16 protein-coding genes and 1 pseudogene are annotated in these 18,246 nt (G+C 38.2%); 1 reads left to right on the top strand and 16 read right to left on the bottom strand.

The genetic code is table 11. The annotated features are described in order from the left end of the window. Nucleotides 1-25: 25 nt before the first annotated feature. The 15 genes and pseudogenes from PQO00_RS05610 to PQO00_RS05540 form a co-directional block, all read right to left on the bottom strand. Nucleotides 26-1,087, bottom strand: coding sequence for a formylglycine-generating enzyme family protein (locus PQO00_RS05610; RefSeq protein WP_274183849.1), 1,062 nt, complete (start codon nt 1,085-1,087; stop codon nt 26-28). A 132-nt stretch (nt 1,088-1,219) separates the two neighbouring features. Further along, complete coding sequence (locus tag PQO00_RS05605) at nt 1,220-1,744, bottom strand: neutral/alkaline non-lysosomal ceramidase N-terminal domain-containing protein (protein ID WP_274183848.1); 525 nt, start codon at nt 1,742-1,744, stop codon at nt 1,220-1,222. 18 nt (nt 1,745-1,762) lie between these two features. Beyond that, the gene (locus tag PQO00_RS05600) at nt 1,763-2,791 is read right to left on the bottom strand and encodes a Gfo/Idh/MocA family oxidoreductase (protein WP_337992826.1); all 1,029 of its coding nucleotides are present in this window, start codon (nt 2,789-2,791) and stop codon (nt 1,763-1,765) included. Nucleotides 2,792-2,832: 41 nt separating this feature from the next. Beyond that, nucleotides 2,833-3,990: a lactonase family protein gene (locus tag PQO00_RS05595; RefSeq protein WP_274183846.1), complete on the bottom strand. Its 1,158-nt coding sequence runs from the start codon at nt 3,988-3,990 to the stop codon at nt 2,833-2,835. Between the two features lie 57 nt (nt 3,991-4,047). Then, a complete protein-coding gene (locus tag PQO00_RS05590) occupies nt 4,048-6,330 on the bottom strand; it encodes a GH92 family glycosyl hydrolase (protein WP_274183845.1) in 2,283 nt (760 codons plus the stop codon). A 146-nt stretch (nt 6,331-6,476) separates the two neighbouring features. Then, a complete protein-coding gene (locus tag PQO00_RS05585; RefSeq protein WP_274183844.1) occupies nt 6,477-7,817 on the bottom strand; it encodes a Gfo/Idh/MocA family protein in 1,341 nt (446 codons plus the stop codon). Between the two features lie 11 nt (nt 7,818-7,828). Continuing rightward, nucleotides 7,829-8,500, bottom strand: a pseudogene (locus PQO00_RS05580) (DUF1080 domain-containing protein); the annotation flags it as partial. A gap of 104 nt (nt 8,501-8,604) precedes the next feature. After that, complete coding sequence (locus PQO00_RS05575) at nt 8,605-9,900, bottom strand: TRAP transporter large permease (protein ID WP_274183843.1); 1,296 nt, start codon at nt 9,898-9,900, stop codon at nt 8,605-8,607. Nucleotides 9,901-9,902: 2 nt separating this feature from the next. After that, nucleotides 9,903-10,364, bottom strand: coding sequence for a TRAP transporter small permease (locus PQO00_RS05570; RefSeq protein WP_274183842.1), 462 nt, complete (start codon nt 10,362-10,364; stop codon nt 9,903-9,905). A 1-nt stretch (nt 10,365) separates the two neighbouring features. Next, complete coding sequence (locus PQO00_RS05565; protein WP_274183841.1) at nt 10,366-11,337, bottom strand: TRAP transporter substrate-binding protein; 972 nt, start codon at nt 11,335-11,337, stop codon at nt 10,366-10,368. Nucleotides 11,338-11,339: 2 nt separating this feature from the next. Further along, a complete protein-coding gene (locus PQO00_RS05560; protein WP_274183840.1) occupies nt 11,340-12,011 on the bottom strand; it encodes a bifunctional 4-hydroxy-2-oxoglutarate aldolase/2-dehydro-3-deoxy-phosphogluconate aldolase in 672 nt (223 codons plus the stop codon). Between the two features lie 109 nt (nt 12,012-12,120). Further along, entirely contained in the window at nt 12,121-13,167 is a 1,047-nt protein-coding gene (locus tag PQO00_RS05555; RefSeq protein WP_274183839.1) for a sugar kinase, read from the bottom strand. A 22-nt stretch (nt 13,168-13,189) separates the two neighbouring features. Then, a complete protein-coding gene (uxaC, locus tag PQO00_RS05550; protein WP_274183998.1) occupies nt 13,190-14,593 on the bottom strand; it encodes a glucuronate isomerase in 1,404 nt (467 codons plus the stop codon). Continuing rightward, the gene (uxuA, locus tag PQO00_RS05545; RefSeq protein WP_274183838.1) at nt 14,593-15,777 is read right to left on the bottom strand and encodes a mannonate dehydratase; all 1,185 of its coding nucleotides are present in this window, start codon (nt 15,775-15,777) and stop codon (nt 14,593-14,595) included. The genes uxaC and uxuA overlap by 1 nt, the downstream gene beginning before the upstream one ends. Before the next feature lie 35 nt (nt 15,778-15,812). Further along, nucleotides 15,813-16,667, bottom strand: coding sequence for an SDR family oxidoreductase (locus tag PQO00_RS05540; protein WP_274183837.1), 855 nt, complete (start codon nt 16,665-16,667; stop codon nt 15,813-15,815). Nucleotides 16,668-16,812: 145 nt separating this feature from the next. On the opposite strand from PQO00_RS05540, the gene PQO00_RS05535 reads away from it, so the two are divergent. Further along, on the top strand, nt 16,813-17,481 hold the full coding sequence (locus PQO00_RS05535) for an NUDIX domain-containing protein (RefSeq protein WP_274183836.1): 669 nt from the start codon (nt 16,813-16,815) through the stop codon (nt 17,479-17,481). Nucleotides 17,482-17,548: 67 nt separating this feature from the next. On the opposite strand, the gene PQO00_RS05530 is transcribed toward PQO00_RS05535, so the two are convergent. Then, nucleotides 17,549-18,130, bottom strand: a complete 582-nt coding sequence (locus tag PQO00_RS05530) for an RNA polymerase sigma factor (protein WP_274183835.1) — start codon at nt 18,128-18,130, stop codon at nt 17,549-17,551. Nucleotides 18,131-18,246: the final 116 nt, after the last annotated feature.

Genomic DNA, 18,246 nt, shown 5'->3' with positions numbered 1-18,246 from the left:
AGCACAATTTTATTTGGGTTTAGCTTTAATGCTTATTTGCTGTTTTTTTTAACATATTTTGAGAGGCCACAGTTCTAAATCCAATATGGTCAGAACTAGAGTCAGGGCCCATGCCCATTTTGGCAGAAATCCTGAAACTGGCGCAATACGAGGCATTGCATAAAAAAGAACCACCTTTCATAACATGTTCTTGTTGGTAAGGATTGTCTGGGCTATACCCTTTTTCTGCACCTTTAGGGTTTGATAAAATTTTTGAGGTGTCTAATTCTTTGTAATAGTTTACATTAAATAAATCGCTTGTTATTTCCCATACATTGCCCATCATGTCGTATAATCCTATACTATTTGGTTCATATGATTTAACAGGAGCAATAAATGCAAAACCATCTTTAGGCTCATTTTTTATAGGAAAGACACCTTGCCATGTATTGGCTTTTTGATTTAAAGCTCCAGAGTCGTTTCCCCATGTGTAAATTTGATTTGTTCCTGTACCTTGAGCTGCTGCTTCCCATTCGGCTTCGGTTGGTAATCTTCTGTTAGCCCATTTGCAATAGGCCAAGGCATCTTCGTAAGCAATGTGAACAACAGGATAATTGTCTTTGCCCTCAATGGTGCTTTCAGGTCCTTCGGGATGCTTCCAGTTGGCACCAATTTTCCATGTCCACCATTGCGAATAATCCCCCATAGTAGCAACTTTATTAATACTTTTGTTGAAGATTAAACTTCCTGGTTGTAAAATGGAATCGTGTGGTTTTGGAGTGCCTTCTGGTAAGTCTTTCTTCATTTCTTCCCATTCAATGGGTCTTTCAGCAACTGTTACATAGTTGGTTTCATCAACAAAAGCTTTAAACTGTTTGTTTGTAACTTCAGTAATATCAATATAAAAACCATCAACATACACTTGGTGCAGTGGTTTTTCTCTGGCCATGGCATATTTATCGCTAGATTTGGCGCCTTGTGTAAAGGTTTTACTTTCTACCCAAATCATGCCCTTAGGAACCTGGATTTTTGAGTTATTATCAATTTTACTTTTACATGCAAAAATTACTGAAAATGATAAAAATATAATTCTAATGTATGGCTTCATATTGATTCGATCATGTTTAAATAATTTTTATTCCCCTAGCTAATAGTCAAGACTCTTTAGATTCAGTTTTTCTTTCCATTTTAAATCATATTTGCCTTTAAAAATACCCCATAAGTTCTCAATACCTAACCTTCATCTACTAATTTCCACGGTGCACAATTCTTGATTGTCTACCGCAATTTTAATGGATTTATACATTTGGCCTACGGTAAACTGTAATAGCTCTGGATTGATTCCAGGAGCGGTTACAGAATATGAAGGATAGTAGTATAATCCCGCAGGTGCACAATGGGTATGCGTAGCCGAGATAATCAAGTTCGATGGATTGAACTCTGGAAACAAGTTTTCTCGAATTTTTTTAGTCACCAAGTGATGTATAGGGTTTGAAATTGCTCCTAAATCAGCATGTACAATAATCACTTTTTCATTGCTGTTTTCCAATCCCCAAATCATGGCGCGACTATAAATCCTAGATGAAAAGACATTAGGTAGTGTCGTTCTATGACTATAATCACCATATCCGAACATACCAACGGATTCACGATCATAAGTTATATCCGTTTTTCCAAATCCCACAGAATAGTAAGCACTTTCTTGAGCTATGCCTGAAACAGACATTACAATTAGTATTACAAATAGTATTGAATTAACTTTCATTGAACATTACTTTTTTTCTTAAATACTCCGCTTCTTTTCCAAAATTTCCAATTGTTGAATAATTTGAGCTTCGGTAACTGGATAGGGCTTGCCATAGCGAATAGTTTGGTAAACATCCTCTAGTACCTGTAGATAAGAAGAGGTCGTGGCTGAGAGTTTTTCTTGGATATTCTCATCGTTTTCATTAATAACAGTAAGAACGCCTTTGTCTTTAGAGGCTTCCACTCCAAAAAGGGGGTCTTCTAGATTTAAACCACTAAGTAACTGATTTTCTTGCACATTTGTACGTATTTTTTGATAAGAGCCTCTAGTACCGTGGATCACAAATGCAGGACCAGGATCTGCTACCAATAAGCTTGTAGTAATGAATACCTGAAGCCCATCGGCATAACTTAAATGAACTTGGGCATAATCATCAACCTTCGTGTCTGGTCTAAATTTACCATATGTTTTTGTCCATTTTTGTGGAATTCCAAAAAGCGAAAGAGCACCATCAATGAGATGTGAACCTAGATCATAGAGAACCCCGCCGCCAGGTCTAGTATCTTCTTTGAAGATTTTGTGACTTGGTTCAACTTTATAACGATCAAACCTAAAGTGTACCTCAATTGGTTTACCTAACTTTCCAGAATTCAACACTTCCTTTACCGATAGGAAATCACTATCGTAACGGCGGTTTTGATAGGGAAGAACATATAGATTTTGATTTTTAGCTTCATTAAATAATGCCTTTGCTTCAAAAGAAGTAACCGTGAAAGGTTTTTCTATAAGTACATGTTTACCAGCATGGAGGGCCTGCATTGCAAACTCAAAATGTGTGTTGTTGGGGGTATTGACGACTATGAGCTCTAGCTCGTCATCATGTATTAATGCTTCAACAGAATCGTAACTCTTAATACCCTCATATTGCAGCTGTGCATTTTTTTTTGTTCGTTCAGTAACAGCATGTAAACCAAATCCCTCATGTTTTTTTAAAAAGGGGAGATGGAATACCTGTCCAGACATACCGAAGGATAAAACTCCTGTGGATATTTTATTTTTTATCATTATGGCTTCTAGTTATATGCTTTGGTATTAAAAATTTATGATTAATGATAGTACGTTCTCATTTTTAAACTTGCTGGGAGGTTCACTTCAATTGTATTGTTGGTGTTCGATAATAGCCCTGTTTTTAAATCTCTTTTAAACACAACAACTGTTCCTGATTCCATATTTCCAGCCAACAGAAACTTTCCCGTAGGGTCTATAACAAAACCTCTAGGTTTTACACCCATGGTTTTTTGGTGTCCAACTAATGCGAGTTTTCCCATTTCTTGATCTACGCAAAAAATAGCAATAGTATTTTCATCTTTTAAGCGGTTAGATGCATATACAAATTTTCCATCTGGGGAAACATGAATATCCGCAGCACCATAGATTCCTTCTGATGTTTTACTATATGAAAGATCAGAATCAATCCATGTAAATCGGCCATTATCATAGCTGTAGGAAGTAACCGTGCCACTCAATTCCTCTAGACAATAGGCAAATTTGTCATTAGGATGAAAGGTAAAATGTCTTGGACCTGCTCCTTTTGTAGTATTCACAGTTAAATCTTCCTCAATATGCAATTGCCCTTTTTCTGCATCAAATGTAAAGACACGAATTTTATCGGACCCCAAATCCATTGAGAATAAATATTTGTTATTTGAACTAAAGTAGCTTGAGTGCATATGGGCTGCTTTTTGATTTGGTATGACAATGCTACTTCCCTCGAATCTAAAAGTTTGTGTCGCTGGTACTAAACTACCGTCTTCTTCGCATTTGTATAAATTAACCACAGGATCTGTATAATTGGATGTTACCACATACTTGCCAAAATTGTCGACGGTAACATGTACGGGATTCTTACCAAAGGTTGTTTGTTTATTCAAGTATTTGAGTTTGCCGCTTAAACTATCAATTTCAAAAGAAGCAACAGAACCAGGTGTTTGCAACCTTGCCTCCGTACAAGCATACAAATATCTGCCATTAGGGGACAATGCCAAAAAGGATACATTAACAAGATTATTTTTGGTCTCTACTAGTTTAAGTGCCCCAGAATCTTTATCAAAGGAATATACATGAATGCCTTGAGAAGGTTCTCCATCTGTATAAGATCCTACAAATAGAAACGTGGAAGCATCTTGGGCAAAAGAAAACTTAATAAGAACTAAAAAAATGGTTACTAAGCAGTAATATGTTTTTTTTAATCTATGAGTTTTCATTTGATTAATTTAAGATTAATTTTTTTGAAATTTTAATCTAATTTTTATTTACTGCATTTATGGAACTTGTGGAGACATACCTAGTTTAAGGATACCTCCGTTTACTAATTGTGCATGACCCAAATTAAAGTTTTCTATGGCTTGGTCATTGAAGGTTGCTGTTTTAATATAGCAGTTTTCCTTGCTATTGTTTTCGGTTTCAATAACGATTTTTTGCCCTTTGTAATAATCTTTGTTCAATTCAATTTCTACTCGGTCAAAAGTTGGACCCGTAATCTGATAAACTGGATTTATTTCTGTACCACCAGTCATTTGGAATAATCCTATTTTCATTAAAACTGCTAGAGAACCCATTAATCCCTGATCTTCATCACCATTGTAACCTCGACTAGTAGTCAATCCTTTATATATGGTGTTAACCACTTCTTTTGACCAGTATTGTGTAAGGTCTGGTCTTCCTAGGTTTTGAAAAATAAATGCTGTTTGTATGGAAGGCTGATTTCCATAGTTAATAGGAATACGTGAATATTCTGGATGTTGTTCTTGAGCGTGGGAGGTACCAGAGGTAAAGCCTAATTTTTTGGCTTCTTCAAACTGACGATTAAGTTTGGCGATGGCCTCATCTTTGCCCCCCATAAGTTCAGCAAGACCTTCTAGGTCATGTGGTACGAACCAGGTGTTTTGTGCTCCGCTTGCTTCGGTAAACCACACGTTATATTTGTATGGATCGTATGGCTCAAGCCATTCGCCTGTAACGTTTTTAGGGCGCATCCAGCCAGAACTTGGGTCAAACACATTTTGATAATTTTTAGACCGAGCCATAAAATAGTCATAATCTTCTATTTTATCTAACGATTTGGCAAATTGTGCAAGACACCAATCCTGATAGGCATACTCCAAAGTTAGGGTCGATCCATTTTGGTGATAACCAAAATGACCTTCTGGTATAGGATAAGGCACATATCCTTCTTTAATATAGTAGTTTAAGCCACCACCCAACGTAGTTTTGTGTTCATATCCAGCTTTGGTCATAATGCCTCCTGGCATATGGTTTTTCTTAAGCGCTTCATAGGTTGTCTCTAAATTAAACCTACTAATACCTTTCTGGTAAGCTCCAATTATAAACGGTGTGCTACTCGCTCCCGTCATCACATACGTGTAATTTCCTCCTGCAGGACCTCTTGGAACAAGTCCGCCATCTTGATAATACTGAAGAAGCGAGTTTGTAAAGGACTCTGCTATCTCTGGATAAACCAATTGCCACAGTGTGTTAATCGTCCATTGTGCACCCCAAAATGAATCGGAATTGTAGTGATCAAAAAGCGGCTCTCCATTTTCAGAAAGAGGAAGTTGTTTAATCTTGAAGCTATCACCAGTGTTGTCAGGATAATAGCCATTGGCATCATTTATAATTCGCCGACCTTGAAGTGCATGCCAAAGATCTGTATAAAACCTCTGTTGTTCCTCGTCCGTACCGCCTTCTACTTTTATTCTCCCTAATAGTCCATTCCATTCGGTTTGTGAATCTTCCACAATTTGGTCAAAATCCCAGTGAGGTAATTCATGATCAAGGTTAAATTTTGCATTTTCTAGCGAAGTATAAGAAAGGGCCACTTTCATCTTTACTTTTTCTTTCCCTTCATCAAGTTTTAGCAAGAACTTACCATTGTCTTCCGAATTTAAAACTTCCTTGACATCCCTGTCCAGCTCTATTCTAAAGAAGACCTTTGTTGGTTTTGGTCTCCTCCTGGTTGGCGCATTGGTAAGTTCACCTTCTATAATCTTCGATTCGATTTGCTTTATCGATCCGTCTGTAATTTTTGATGGTCCCAATTGACCACTTAAATTAATAAGGATTGCAGGGGCTTTTCCATTGAAATGATATTGATGAAATCCGACCCTTTTTGTACTGGTCAATTCCACACCAATGTTATACCTTTCTAGGTGTAGTTTATGATACCCTGGAGCAACCTCTTCTCTACCATGATCAAACTTCGAGAAATAGTCTTCATAAATTACTTTTTCAGAGGTTTTTCCCAAATCGACAGGCATCATTGAAAGCCCAGAAAGTTGCCATGCATGAATATGACTGAATCCTTTTATGGTATCTACTTTGTAACGATAGCCACTTCCCCAAGCCCCATCAATTTCCGTATCTGGACTTAAGTTGACCAACCCAAAAGGACGACATGCTGAAGAGAAGAAAAACCATCTCGAGTTTTCTGTATCGAGTTGTGGGTATACAAGACCTGCATAGTTTATGTCTTTCTTCACTGTTTCCTGCTTTTGCTGTTGGCAACTTATAGTAAGCATTAAAAAAAAGCATAGGGAAAATGTCATGAAATGAGATTTTATAGAGGAAGAAGCTATCATTATAGTATAAGTTTATTTTGTATTTAAATTGGGTATGGATGAGATGGTTGGCTTTAGACCATTATCCAGTGGTTGTCAAAGTACTTATTAGGGTAAATTCTGTTTTCTTATCCTTATAATTTTGGTTCCCAACCTGGCTCGTAAGCCCTAGTCCAGAGCTTCATTGCTTCTCTGTCGAATATTTTACCTGTATTCCCATCCACATTAAAACCTTTATTAATTCTATAGGATATATTAGCATAATGCGTTAACATTTGGGAAATGGCTCCCACTTCGATATGTGAAGTTAACTCACCTTTTCCTCTAATGGCATCAAGGAAATTCACAGTGTGTAAAGTGGACAAATCACCTCCACCGCCTAAAGCTGTACCTCCTTCGCTTCCGCCAGATTTACTTTCTTTAATTAATTTTCCTTTAAGATCGTAAAGCTCGTAGCCTTCTCGGTCTACCATCACAGAACCTTTGGAACCATAAATAATAGTACCACGACCACGACCATATTTAGAATAGCCATTTCTACTACTGCCATCCCATTGAATCACTTTATCATTAGTAAATTTATAAGTGGCCTCCATAGTATCGTACATTTCCCATCCGTCATTTATAAACTGGTGCTTACCAGCAACTACATCAACATATTCTGGATATTTTACCTCTAATGCCCATCGTGCTATATCCAATTCATGTGTTGCGTTATTGCCCATTTCGGCGGTTCCATAATCCCATCCATACCAGTGCCAGTTATAGTCCCATGTATCGTGGGTATAATCTTTTCTTGGAGCTGGACCTTGGAACAATTCCCAATCTAACCCTTTTGGTGGCGCGGCCTTAACAGGAACAGGAACTTCACCTCTTCCATTGGTATAGAAAGCAATTGCTTTATAAGCTTTACCGATGATACCATTATGGATCTCATTGATTATTTCGATACTTTGAGGAGATGACCGTTGCTGATTTCCCATTTGAACCACCTTATTGTATTTCTTTTGAAAAGCCACTACAATGTCATTTTCATGAGGATTATGACTGCATGGCTTTTCAAGATATACGTGTTTACCAGCTTCCATAGCCATACAGGCCCCTGGTGTATGCCAGTGGTCTGGTGTAGACATAAAAACCGCATCGACATCCTTATCTTCAAGAATCTTTCTAATATCCTTTTCTTGCCGAAGTTTATAGTCTATTTTCTCGCTCACTTTTTGTGACGCTTTATCAAGTTGGCTATCTAAAACATCACATAAGTATTTAAGGCGTACATTGTTTTCCTTATTTACTATAGCCGGAATATAAGCACCGTATCGTCTACCTAAACCTTGTATGGCAACATTAACTCTATCGTTTGCTCCTAAAATATTGTTATAGCTTTTAGCAGTCATAGCATTTATACTACTAGGTAAACTCATACCAATGGCAGCAACCGTAGTTTTTTTGATGAAATTTCTTCTTGACCCCATAATGTCTATATTTAATCTATTGGTTTTATTTTTATATTTTTAAAACTTACATGGTCTCCATGGTCTTGTAATAGTATATGACCTCTATCGGCTTCTCCAAAATGGGGCCATTTCACATACTTACTTTCAGAGACGAGTTTGCGATATGCCTCATTTTTTCGCTCGTATTCCAATACTTTTGTGCCATTTAACCAGTGTTCTACGTGGTTGTTTTTTGAAATGATATGGGCCGTATTCCACTCTCCAATAGGATTAATGGGTTTATTAACATCCGCTTTTATAAGGTCGTACAAAGAAGCAACAGTACGGCTACCTTCATGGTTTCCCAGTTTGGCATCAGGATGCCTTTCATCGTCCAAAATTTGGAACTCTAACCCAATAGAGGAACCAGGGCCTTTGTTCAAATCAGTATCTACATAGTATTTAATACCACTATTGGCGCCTTCTGTTAATTTGAAATCAACCTTTAATTCAAAATCACCATAGAGGTTAGTTGTTACAATATCGCCTCCTGCTCTTGATTCTGCTCCACCAGAAGAAAGTACACTTAGTACCCCATCCTTAATTTCCCAACCTTTATCTGGAAAATTATCCAATCGAGCACCTCTCCAACCATTAGTAGTTTTTCCGTCCCATAAAAGTTGCCATCCATCCTCGACTTCACTTTCGGTGAGTCGATTTTTGGGAGCTTCTGTACAAGCCCAGAATAATAATAGAATGGCCAATGCTCCGCATGTCAGTTTGTTCATTTTATGTGTCATATTTAAAGTTTTAGTTTATAAATCAATTACAGTCCAAACAATCTAGGTAGCCAAAGTGTAAGCTCTGGCAGATAGGTTATCAAAAACAGGGCAACGATCATGGCTATGAACATGGGCAGCAGTGGCTTCACCACTTTCTCGATGGTAGTCTGCGCTACACCAACCCCCACAAAGAGCACCGAGCCTACCGGTGGCGTGCAAAGTCCAATGCACAAGTTCAATACCATGATAATCCCGAACTGAATGGGGTCCATGCCCAACTCTGTTACAACGGGCAAAAATATGGGGGTGAAGATTAGGACCGCTGGGGTCATGTCCATAAAAATTCCAATGAACAGCAATATCAAGTTTATAATCAACAGAATAACAATCTTGTTATTGCTGATGGCCAATAAGGTTGAACTGATATTTTGGGGAATGTTCTCGTAAGACATCACCCAGGACATACTCATGGACGCCCCAATTAAAAGCATAACAACCGCTGTGGTAGCTGATGACTCCAATAGAATTTCCGGTAATGACTTAAAGGATATTTCCTTATAAACAAACCCCAAAACCAAAGTATATAGTACGGCAATTGCCGATGCTTCGGTTGCGGTAAAAATTCCTGTTATGATGCCCCCGATAACTATGACCAACAAAAACAGACTTGGTACAGCATCAATAAACGTTTTAAAAACATCTTTAATAGAACTTCGTTTTCCTAACTTATACTTTTTCTTTTTAGCCCAAAAAGAGGCTACAAGCATTAAAAATAATCCCGTTAGGATTCCTGGAATATAGCCTGCTAAAAACAATGCAGCGATGGAAACACCTCCACTGGCCAGGGAATAAACTATTAAGATATTACTAGGAGGAATAACCAACCCAGTGGTTGCCGATGTAATGTTTACCGCTGCCCCAAATTCTTTTGAATAGCCTTCTTTTTCCATCTCTGGCCCTAAAATACTGCCCATTGCTGAAGCGGATGCCATAGCAGAACCCGCAATGGCCCCCATTAACATGGCCCCAATGATATTAATTAATGCCAACCCACCTGGTAAGGAGCCCACTAAGGTTTTGGCGAACGCAATCAAACGATGGGCTATCCCACCTTTGTTCATCAACTGGCCCGAGAGCACAAAGAACGGAATGGCAAGTAATGCAAAACTGTCCAATCCTGTTCCCATACGCTGCGAAACGGTGGTAAACGCAGGTAGAGCAGGAATGCTTACCAACATGGTCAATACTGAAGATATCGCAATACTCCACGCTACTGGCATACCTATGGACAACAAACCTATAAAACTTAAAACTAAAACAATTATTGGGATGTATTCCATAGTTATTTAATGTTTAAAATATCTGAAACTTTATAAAAAATAATCAATGCCCCGCTTAAAGGAATGGCTAAATACACTGCCGCTAAAGGCAGTTGTAAAGCTGGGGAATACTGGTCTAAAATGTACGTGATGTAAACCAACCTTAAGCCACCAATTACCATGGCAATAAATGCAAACAGAATAATTAAGGTATACACCATTAGTTTCAATCTTTTTTGGGTCTTTGTACTTGACCTCAATGGCAGTACATCAATGGCCACGTGCATGTTTCTGCCGGAAACATATGCAGCTCCCAATATGCCCAACCAAATCATTAAATATCGTGCCAATTCATCTGTAAAGGAACTTGGTGTACCTATAATAAATCTAGTGAAAACCTGCCATAATACATTAACAACCATTACTCCCATAATGACTATCAATGCATTCGCCAGTATGTTGTCTATTTTTTTTCGAAGTGCCATATTACTTGGTATTACGTATTCTCTCTATTAAGTTGTTCATGTCTTTATCCTGTTTGACATCGATATAGACACTTTTAACTTTATCGGCAAACAAACTTTTATCTGGGTGTATAATTTCTACACCAGCTTTTTGGACTTCATCCAAAGCTTCTTTTTCGGCATCAGCCCAAAGTTTCCTTTGATATACAACCGATTTATCTACAGCCTCTTTCATCCATTTTTTTTCTTCTTCAGAAAGATCATTCCAAATATGTGTTCCAATTATTAAAACATCTGGCAAAACGGTATGCTCATCCAAAGAATAATATTTACAAACCTCATAGTGTCTGGAAAGGTAAAAACTTGGTGGGTTGTTTTCTGCGCCATCAACCACACCTTGTTGTAATGACGTGTATAGCTCTCCCCATGAAATTGGGGTTGCAGAACCGCCCAAACTGTTTACCATGTCCATAGCAGTAACGCTTTCCATTACCCTAATCTTTAGGCCTTTTAAATCTTCTGGGGAGTTAACGGGCTTGTCCTTTGTATAAAAACTACGGCTTCCTGCGTCGTAATAGGCCAAACCTTTAATCCAATACATGGTACCTTCATCCAATAGTTCTTGGCCAATGGGTCCATCTAAAACACGAAACGAATGTTCTCTACCCTTAAACAGGAAAGGTAGCCCAAAAATTTTCATTCTTGGCGCAAAATTTTCCATAACACCAACTGAAACTTTGGTCATGTCCAAACTGCCTATCTGGAGCAGTTCGATACACTCGCGCTCGGTTCCCAATTGTTGGCTGGGATAAATTTCTATTTTCATTTTGCCCCCTGATATTTCTGCTAAATCTTCGCCCATTTTAACCATGGCCTTATGTACGGAATGGTTAACATCCAATCCATGGGCCAATTTTATAGTTCTAGTATCACTTAATCGGTTACAGCTAGTTAATACTAATAGTGCGGAAATAAGAATTATCAGGTGACGCATTATTACTGTTTTTTTATGTTCTTAATGATGTTTAAGGCATTTGCTACATCTTCTTTTAGCTTATCGAAATCTTTATTGGCTATAATGTCTTTTGATATCAATTGGGAGCCCACGCCCACGCAGGTCACTCCAGCGTCAAACCAACTTTTTAGGTTCTCTTCTGTTGGGGAAACCCCTCCTGTTGGCATAATGCTCGTCCACGGTTGTGGGCCTTTTATGCCTTTTACAAATTGAGGTCCATAGATGTCTCCTGGAAACAGTTTTACAATTTCACAGCCCAGTTCTTCTGCTCTTGCTATTTCGGTTAAACTACCGCATCCTGGTGACCATAATACTTTTCGCCTGTTACAGACTATGGCTATATCTTCCCTTAATACAGGGGTTACTACAAAGTTAGCACCCAATGCCATGTAGTGTGAAGCTGCTGCTGCATCGGTTACCGAACCAACACCCATAATCATGCCTGGGAGTTCTGTAATGGCATATTTGGTTAATTCGCCAAAGACTTCATGAGCAAAATCCCCTCGTGCCGTAAACTCCATCAATCTGGCGCCGCCATCGTAGCAGGCCTTTAATACGTTTTTGCTTAATTCTACATTACTATTGAAAAATAAAGGCACCATACCTGTATCTTTCATTACTTGCGCTACTTCTAATCTTGAATATTGAGCCATTTTTTAAAGTCGGAAGACCGTAGTAGGTAGTCCGAAGGTTTTAAATTATTAATATTGATAGACGTTGGAAGAATTACTTCTAGCTCCCAACCCCTATCTTCAAACTATATTATCGTGCTACACGCCCGGAAGCATCACCTCCCATTAATTTTTCTACTTCATCGACCGTTACCAAATTGGCATCCCCTTTTATGGTGTGTTTTAAACAGGATGCCGCTACGGCAAAGTCCAGTGCGTTCTGGTCGTCTTCTGGGTATTTTAATAACCCGTAGATCAATCCGCCCATAAACGAATCGCCGCCACCAACTCGATCTACGATATCGGTGATCTGGTACTGGCGGGTCTCGTACATTTTCTTGCCATCAAATAGAACGCCCGCCCATGTATTGTGCGACGCAGATATAGAACCTCGCAGCGTCGTGATTACCTTTTTTGCCTTTGGAAATTTTTTCATCATTTGTTTACAAACCGACAAAAAGGCTTCGGCTTTTACATCGTGCCCATGTTTATGGACATCCAGACCTTCTGGGTGGATACCAAAATGTTTTTCGGCATCTTCTTCGTTTCCTAAAATAATATCGCAATAGGATGTCAGTTCGGTCATCACTTTTTCACGGTGTGCATCATTACAGTATTTCCAAAGTTTTGCACGATAGTTTAAATCGGTTGATATGGTTATGCCTTTTGCACTTGCTGTTTTTACAGCTTCCAAGCACACATTGGCCGCTCCTTGTGATATGGCTGGTGTTATGCCAGTCCAGTGGAACCACTCAACACCCTCAAATACAGCATCCCAATCGATCATGCCCGACTCAATTTCTGCCATTGCAGAATGGGCCCTATCGTAAACCACTTTACTACCTCTACTTACAGCTCCAGTTTCCAAAAAATAAATGCCCAATCGGTCTCCTCCCCATACTATTTTATCTACACCAACACCACGTTTGCGCATTTCCATCATGGCACATTCACCTATATCATTTTTTGGCAATCGGGTTACAAAGTCCACAGGCACACCGTAGTTTGCCAGTGACACCGCTACATTAGATTCTCCTCCACCATACACCACATCAAAACTGCTCGCCTGTGAAAACCTCAAAAACCCTTCCGGGGCCAACCGCAACATGATCTCCCCAAATGTGACTACTTTACTCATTCTGTTATTTCTCTTTTTTAAATTATACACTAAAATTAAAATAGGCTTTGGCATTTCGGTAACAAATGTCCTGTACTAAACCGCCTACGTAGGATAGGTCATTCGGTACTAAGCCTTTTTTTATGTCATTTCCTAATATATTACACAATAACCTTCTAAAATATTCATGTCTTGGAAAGGAAAGAAAGCTCCTAGAATCAGTGAGCATCCCTACAAAACAGCTTAGTAAGCCCATATTGGATACAGCATTCAGCTGCCTTTCCATGCCGTCTAATTGATCCATATACCACCATCCTGAACCAAATTGCATTTTCCCTTTTAGGCCCCCTTCATTAAAGTTGCCTACCATAGTGGCAAATACTTCATTGTGAGTTGGGTTTAAATTGTAGAGTATGGTTTTGGTTAGTTGTTCAGTCTGTTCTAGTGTATCTAAAAATTTAGCAAGGTTTACAGCCTGTGGGAAATCGCCCATGGAATCAAAACCTGCATCAGGACCTATTTGGGCCAACATTCTTTTGTTTGTATTGCGAAGAGCCCCTAAATGAAATTGTTGTGTCCATCCCAATTTATGGTATTCACGGCAAAGGTGAACTAAGGTTTCAAACTTAAAGTATTGTATTTCATCACTATTTAGGGTAATACCATCTGTTATTTTTTTAAAAATGACCTCTATATTAAAAGTGTTCATTTCAAAATAATACAAATGATTCAAACCATGATCAGAAAGTCGGCAACCATTTTCATGGAAATAGGCTACCCTGTTTTTAAGAGCCATGATTAAATCCTGATAGGACTTTATTTGGATTCCAGCTGCTTCACCCAATGTTTCCAGATAAGTCCTGTAGGTCGTATTGTTTTCAATGGCATACACCTTATCGGGTCTAAACGTTGGCAACATTTTAGGAGAAGTCCCTTTTTTGGTCGCATTACGATGATGCTCTAAATTATCAACGGGGTCATCCGTGGTGCAGATTACTTCTACGTTGAGCTGTTTCAAAAGTCCAACAGCACTATGGCTTTTCTTTTGTAATTGTTCTTTGGTATCCTGAAAAATCTGCGCAGCATTTTTTCCTGTAAGCAAATTTTCAATCCCAAAATAGCGTTGCAATTCTAAGTGCGTCCAGTGATATAAAGGGTTTCTAAGCGTATAAGGCACTGTTTCTGCCCATTTTTGGAACTTTTCTTCATCTGGTGCATGACCTGTAATATAAGCTTCATCAACACCAAAAGCCCTCATGGCCCTCCATTTATAATGGTCTCCTGCTAACCAAGCTTCAGCTAGGTTTTTGAATTGATGATTGTTTGCAACATGTTCTGGCGACAAATGGTTATGGTAATCAATAATGGGCATGTCCTTCGCGTAGCCATGGTACAGTTCCTCGGCTTGTGGTGTCTCCAGTAAAAAGTTGTCTTTTATAAATGTCATCACATTAAAGATTTTTCAATACCGTACATGAGTCCCCTTAATTCCGCAAGGCCCCGTAAACGACCAATGGCCGAATACCCTGGGTTTGTTTTTTTATTGATATCGTCCAGCATTTGGTGGCCATGGTCTGGACGCATAGGCATACGCAGGTTTTTCGCATTTTGCCCACTACGTTGTTTTTGTTCTTCAAGTAGCGCAGACATTACGGCATACATGTCTACATCTCCATCTAAATGATCTGCTTCGTGGAAATTTCCGTTTTCATCTCTTTTTGTACTTCTAAGATGGATGAAATTGATTCTGTTCGCTAGCCGTTTGGCCATACCTGCCAAATCATTATCGGCACGAACCCCATAGGATCCTGTACAAAAACATAATCCATTGTTAGGACTATTAAAAGCTAATAATAAATGCTGTGCATCACGTTCTGTGCTAACCACTCTTGGTAATCCAAGTATGGGAAAAGGCGGGTCGTCTGGGTGAATAGCCATAAAAACCCCTGATGCTTCTGCAACAGGACCAATAGCCTTAATGAACGCATAAAGATTTTGACTTAAATCATCAGCTGTAATTCCTTTGTAAGCGTTCAATATGTCTTGAAATTCTTCAAGCGAATAGCCTTCTTCCGATCCTGGCAAACCAGCTATGATATTTTTAACAAGTTTACTTCGCTTACTTTCGTCCATCTTATCATAGGTAGACTTTGCTATAGCGAATTCTTCGCTACTGTAAAGTTCTTTAGCACCTGGACGTTTTAGGATAAAAAGTTCAAATGCAGCAAATTCTGCAGCATCAAATCGTAATGCCAAAGACCCATCTTCCATTTTATAGGACAAATCCGTTCGTGTCCAATCCAATACGGGCATAAAGTTATAACATACTGTATCTATACCACATTCACCAAGATTTTGGATACTTGTTTTGTAGTTTTCAATAAATTTTAGGTAGTTGCCAGTTCGTTTTTTTATATCTTCATGTACTGGAATACTTTCAACTACAGACCAAGTGAGCCCAACCTCTTCAATTTGTTGCTTTCTTTTTAAAATTTCACCTTTAGGCCAAATCTCGCCGTTAGGTATATTATGAAGAGCAGTAACCACACCTGTAGCCCCCGCTTGTTTAATGTCGGAAAGGGAAACAGGGTCGTTTGGACCGTACCACCGCCACGTTTGTTCTAAACTCATAAAAAACAGAAGTTTTAAATGCTAATTATTAATATTTATACGCCACTAAATGCACTGAATCCACCATCTATAGGAACGACAATGCCTGTGACAAATTTTGATTGATTGCTACTTAGCCATAAGGTTGCCCCTATAAGGTCTTCTGGTTCGCCAAAGCGTTCCATTGGTGTTTGACCAATAATGGTCATGCCCCGTTGGGTCAGTCCACCGTCTTCATTGGTCAATAAAGACCTGTTTTGGTCAGTTAAGAAAAACCCTGGAGCTAAGGCATTTACCCTTACGCCTACTTTTGAAAAATGTACAGCAAGCCATTGGGTAAAATTAGATACTGCGGCTTTTGCGCCACTATATGCTGGTATTTTAGTAAGTGGAGTAAAAGCATTCATTGAAGAAATATTCAATATACTGCAATCTTTTCTGCCAATCATGTCTTTTGAGAAAATTTGGGTCGGTAAGAGGGTGCCAATAAAATTGAGGTTGAACACAAATTGGATGCCATTCACATCCAAATCAAAAAAAGTCTTAAAACCTTCTGTTGTTTTATGAAGGTCTTCCTCAAGCAAAAACGGGTTAGTTGTGGTTCCTAGGGGATGGTTGCCTCCAGCACCATTAACAAGGATGTCGCATAAGCCAACCTTTTCTGCAATCTCATTTTTGGCTTTCTGTAAGCTTTCTCGATCAAGTACGTTGGCTTGAACAGCAAGAGCCTTTCCCCCAGCTTTAGTAATTTGTTCTGAAACTTCTTGAGCTGTTTCAATATTCAAATCAAGAATGCAAACTGTGGCGCCTTGACTAGCAAAAGCATTGGCTATGGTACTGCATAAAATACCGCCACCACCAGTTACCACTACAATTTTGTTTTTTAATTCTTTATATTTGGGATTTTCCATTTAAAACTTATTTAGTTTGGCTAGTTTAGTTAGGGAAAAAATGGGTATACGTTAAAAATATTTTTCTGTGTACTTTTTACACAGTTGCAAATATATAATTTTTTGCCATATCTATGGAGAAAAAATCAAAATATCTATTAAAAAAATGACAAAACAGGAAAAACTCCATAGTATTCAGGTGAAACCAGATTCTTATGAATGTTCGGTTACAGCTGATATTACGGTATTCGGTTATGTTGACGGTAAACTTAAAATTCTTTTGATAAAGAAGTCATTTGGACATTTTGAAAACCATTGGCAAGTTCCAGGTGGGATTATGGAGGCTGACGAAACCATTGAGGATTGTGCGGAGAAAGTACTATTTTCACTTACTGGGTTTCGAGATATTCATTTTGAACAGGTAAAAACCTATACTGCATTGAATAGGCATCCTATAAAAAGAGTCATAACTGTGTGTTTTTATGCTTTAGTAAAACCAGAAAACCATCCTTTGACATTAAGGAACAGTGTTACAAGTATAGAATGGTTTGATGTTGATAAAAGACCTGAAGAGATTGGATATGACCACGGAAAACTGATCAGTGAAGCCTACTCGTTTGTGCAGAACAACCTAAGACATAAACTTATTGTTGGTGAGCTTTTGCCAAAAGAGTTTACTTTGCAAGAACTACAGAATTTATATGAAGATATTTTAAATGTAGAACTCGACAGGAGAAATTTTAGGAAAAGTATCTTTCAAATGGACGTTTTGGAAAATACAGGAAAAAAGAAGCAAGGAGTAAAAGGTGGTCCGTTTTTGTACAGATTAAAATAAAAGGATGGGCTTTAATTATTGTCACATTTACAATGAAATATCTTTTTTGGTGTATGCCTATTTGCTACTAGATTTGCTTTATTAATTTGGTGTCTAACAGTAGGAACAACATGGCTCTGTAGTTGTTACCCAACTTTTTTCTAAGAATACTGAAAGCTTTTGATATTTGAGCTTCTACTGTTTTAATTGAAATGTTCAGATATTCGGATATTTCAAGATTAGTAAGACCTTCCTTTCTGCTTAAAAGGAAAACCTCTTGGCACTTAGGAGGTAGTTTTTGTATTTCATCCATAATTCTGGATAAAACCTTTTCCCAAGAAGCCTCATCGTTCATGGCCACGGTTTTTTCCAGAGCTTTGAAATACTTCTGTTCCAATATCATGGTGGACCTTTTCTTTTTGTATTGATTGATGAACTCATTATAGACAGACTTAAATAAATAATTCTGAAGTGAAGACTCAATATGAAGCTTCTTGCGTTTTACCCATGTTTTCAAAAAAACATTCTGAAGCACATCTTCAGCCATTTCGTGGTTGTTTGTCAAGGTAAGGGCGTAACCGAACAATCGTTGGCTATAATGGTCTACTAAATACACGAATGAATCTTCGTGTCCTTCTTTAAGGCGAGAGATTAAAGTTATTTCATCCATGTTTATGAATAATTACGACAAATAAAAAAAATAGGCATGAATAATGCAAATATGAAAAAAAAAAATACAAAAAAGTTAGGGTATTTAAAATTTGTATTGTCAATATATTAAAGAGC

Source organism: Flavivirga sp. 57AJ16, from assembly GCF_028736925.1.
GTDB lineage: Bacteria > Bacteroidota > Bacteroidia > Flavobacteriales > Flavobacteriaceae > Flavivirga.
Note: the sequence above shows the minus strand (reverse complement) of the source record. Positions and strands in the feature narration are given on the sequence as shown.